At 75.5% G+C, this 3,963-nt stretch carries 1 protein-coding gene and 1 pseudogene; one reads left to right on the forward strand and one right to left on the reverse strand.

What is annotated here, in order from left to right; all coding sequences use genetic code 11:
- Positions 1–395 precede the first annotated feature (395 nt).
- Entirely contained in the window at positions 396–3,296 is a 2,901-nt protein-coding gene (locus AB0M92_RS39075) for a BREX system ATP-binding domain-containing protein (RefSeq protein ID WP_366107156.1), read from the forward strand.
- 159 nt (positions 3,297–3,455) lie between these two features.
- Here the strand turns inward: AB0M92_RS39075 and AB0M92_RS39080 are convergent.
- A pseudogene (locus tag AB0M92_RS39080) lies at positions 3,456–3,963 on the reverse strand (2-oxoacid:ferredoxin oxidoreductase subunit beta); the annotation flags it as partial.

Raw genomic sequence — 3,963 nt, forward strand, 5'->3', positions numbered from 1 at the left:
ATGCACAACCTCGCCATGACACGGTGAAACAACAGGTCAAAAGCCACTCAGGCCCGCCCACGACAGACCTTCTGCAACACCCTTTAGGGGGTGTCCGCAAAGTCCCGCCTGTCCCGCGGGCGGACGGGCGGGATCGGCGGGCGGAGTCCGGCGCCGGCTTCGCGGGGCGGTCGGGCGGCGGGGTGCTGGACGTACTCGGGAGCCTCGGCAACGCCGTGCGGTGGCGGAAGCCGCGAGCCCTGCGTGGTCACCCCGGGTGCGGGCGTACGGACGTACCGGGGCGCCGTGGCGCGGTGGGCAGGTTCCGGGGGCCGGGGCCACCCCGTGCGGCCTGGGGTCTTTTGCTCCGTCTCCGCTCGACCACCCCTGTAGGCGCGGATTCGACCCTGGCCGGGGTGAGGGGTGGGGTTTCGATGACGGGGGCACGTATGACGCTGGTCGGCAGGGACGCGGTGATCGGGGCGCTGGACACGGCGCTCGCGGAGTGCGCCGAGGGGGGCGCGCGGATCGTTCTGGCCGAGGGCGCCACGGGCTGCGGCAAGAGCGCGCTGGCGGACGCGGCCGCCGAACGGGCCCGCACGGCCGGGGCGTTGGTGCTGACCGCGGTCGCCTCCCCGGACGAACGCCACGTCGCCCTCGGTGTGCTGCGGCAACTGGCGCACGGCAAGGAGGGCTTCGCCCTGCCCGTGTCCCTGCCCGCACCCGCACCTGCGCCGGTGCCTGCGCCGCTGCCGGTGCCCGCAGCCGACGGGTCGGGCGCACCACCGGCGCGGGTGGAGGCCATGCAGGCCTTCTGCGCGCGGCTGCGCGAGCTGAGCGCACAGCGGCCCGTCGTCCTCGTCGTCGACGACATCCACCACGCCGACGGAGCGTCCCTCCAGTACCTCCAGTACCTGGCCCGGCACACCCGTACGGCCGCCGTCCTGACCGTGCTGACCGGCGCCCCGCACGCCGAGGACCTCGACCCGGTCTTCACCACCGAGCTGATGCGCCAACCGCACTTCACCCGGCTCCGCCTGGACCGCCTCACCCCCACCGAGGTGGCCACGGCCCTCGACGCCCTCCGCCCGACCGACGAGCCCACGCCGAGCAGTGCAGTCGCGCCGGCCGACAGGCTCGCGACCGGTGGCGGGCCTCTGTCCGTCGGTGAGCTGCACCGCATCAGCGGAGGCAACCCGCTGCTGCTGCGGGCCCTCGTCGAGGAGAGCGAGAGCGAGGGCGCGGGCAGGGACGAGGGCGGGGGCGGGCAGTCGGCCGCTCTCGGTCCCGGTGGTCCGTACGCCCAAGCCGTCGCCACCTGCCTGCACCGAACCGGCCCCACCGCCCTCGCAGCGGCCCGTGCAGCGGCAGTACTCGGGGAGCAGTCCACCCCAGAACGGGTCGTACGTCTCCTCGGCGGATCCGCCGCGGCCGCCCGGCGGGCCCTGGCCGCCCTGGAGGCGGCGGGCCTCGTGGAAGCCGCGGGCCGGCCGGACGCCGCGCGCCGGTACGAGCGCGCAGGGCAGTACGAGGCCCCCGACCTGCCCGCGGCTTCGCGGCGGCAGCCCGAGGCTCCCGGCGGGCCCGAGGCTGCGCACGGGCAGGGAGCCTGCGGGCGGCCGGAGGGCGCCCGGTTCCGGCATCCCGCCGCGCGGGCCGCCGTACTGGAGGACACCACCCCCGGTGTGCGCGCCGACCTGCACCGCCGGGCCGCCCGGCTGCTGCGCGAGGACGGCGCACCCGCCACCACCGTCGCCGAGCACCTGGCGGCCGCCTCCGCCGACCCCGGCCCCGGCCCCGGCCACCACCCCGACCCCGCCGACGTCGAGGTGCTGCTCGAAGCCGCCGAGGAACTGCTGGCCCGGGGCGACGCCCGCGTCGCCCCGGGGCTCCTCGAACTCGCCCTGCGGGCGGCCGCCGACGCCCACACCCGCCACGGGATCCGGCTGCGCCTGGCCCAGATCGCCTCCCGCTTCGACCCGGCGGCGGCCGAACGCCGACTCACCGCCCTGCTCGAAGCACACCGGGCCGGCGCCCCGAACACCGAGCACACCCGGCTGCTCGTCGGGCTGCTGTACGCGCAGGGGCGGATCGCGGAGGCCGCGGGGCTCGTCCCCGACGGAGCCGCGGGCCCGGCCGCGGCGTTCGACACGGACCTCGATACGCCCGGGGCCGTCAGCGAGCGGCTGTTGCAGGGCAGCCGGCTGGCCGAGGCCACCGCCGCGCCGCTCGCACAGGCCGTGCGGTCGTTGACCGCATCCGACCAGCCCGACCGGGCCGTCCGGTGGAGCCGAAAGCTGCTGGACGAGGCCGGGCGGGCCGACGCCCCCGGCTGGGTCTGCCTCTTCGGCACCCTCCACGCCGAGGCCCTGCTGCGGCTCGGCGACCTCACCGGGGCCCACGCCCACGCCACCGCCGCCCTCCAGGCCCTCCCCGACCGGACCGGCAGCGCCTTCCACTGCGCCCCGGCGTCCGTGCTGATCCGGGCGTGCAGTGCCATGGGCCGGTTCACCGAAGCCTCCCGGCTCACCGACCGCCAGCTGCCGCCGCGGCTGCCGGCCGGCCTGCACGGGCCGGCGTACCTGCGCGCCCGCGGCCTGCACCGCCTCGCCGTCAACCAGCCCCACGCCGCGCTCGCCGACTTCCTGGAAGCCGGCCGCCTCATGGCGGACTGGGGCATCGACCGCCCCGCCCACCTCCCCTGGCGCACCGACGCCGCCGAGGCCCTGCTGCTCCTCGGCGAGGCCCGGCAGGCCGAGCAGCTCGTACTCGACCAGCTCGCCCACCCCGACGCCCGGCGGCCCTGGGTACGCGGGCTCTCCCTGCGCCTGCGCGCCCTCACCGGCGAACCCCGGCGCAGGAGCGCCCTGCTGGGCCAGGCCGTCGAGGAACTTCACCGCTCGGGCGACCGCGTCGAGACGGCCCGGGCGATGGCCGACCTCGGCCGTGCCCTCCAGTACGAGGGCTCCCCCAAGGGCAACACGATGATCCGCAACGCCTGGAACCTCGCCAAGGACAGCGAGGCCGTCGCCCTGTGCCGGGAGATCCTCCCGGACGCGCCCCTCACCCCGCCCGTACGCGACCGGGCACAACCGGGTGGTCACGCGGCGGCCGGCGGCGCCAAGCTGAGCGGTTCGGAGCAGCGGGTGGCCACGCTGGCGGCCCAGGGGCTCACCAACCGGGAGATCTCCGCGAGGCTCTTCCTGACGGTGAGCACCGTCGAACAGCACCTCACCCGCGTCTACCGCAAGCTCCGGATCAGCTCGCGCGGCGATCTGCCGATGGATCTGACCCCCGTGAGCCGCACGGTTGTCTGAACCGTCCGAGCCGTCCGGCCCCGTCACGAGTGGTCAGTGGGCCGGGGCGGGTACCAGCCCCGGCCCCGGCCCACTGACACGTACGTGGCTCTGCTCGGCTCGGCTCGGCTCTGCTCGGCTCTGCTCGGCTCTGCTCTGCTCTGCTCGGCTCTGCTCGGCTCAGGCGACGACCGTCCACGTGTCGTTGCCGGCCATGATGCCCGCCAGGTCGCCCTTGCCCTTGCTGTCGACGGCCGCTTGGAGCTGCTCCGCCATCAACGTGTCGTAGACGGGGCGTTCGACGTCGCGGAAGACGCCCATGGGGGTCTGGTGGAGGGTGTCCGCGTCGGCCAGGCGGGACAGCGCGAAGGCGGTGGTCGGGGACTTGGCGTGCGCGTCGTGGACGAGGATCGCCGATTCGTTCTCCGGCGTCACGTCCACCACGTCCAGGTCGCCGGTGGCCGGGTTCCGTACGACACCCTTGTGGCCGTCGGCGCCGAAGCGGATCGGCTGCCCGTGCTCCAGCCGGATCACCGCCTCCTGGGCGGTCTGCTTGTCCTTCAGCACCTCGAATGCGCCGTCGTTGAAGATGCTGCAGTTCTGGTAGATCTCCACGAGCGCCGTGCCCTGGTGGTCGGCGGCCGCGCGCAGCACCTCGGTGAGGTGCTTGCGGTCGGAGTCGACCGTC

Source organism: Streptomyces sp. NPDC051582 (genome assembly GCF_040681715.1).
Lineage (GTDB): Bacteria > Actinomycetota > Actinomycetes > Streptomycetales > Streptomycetaceae > Streptomyces.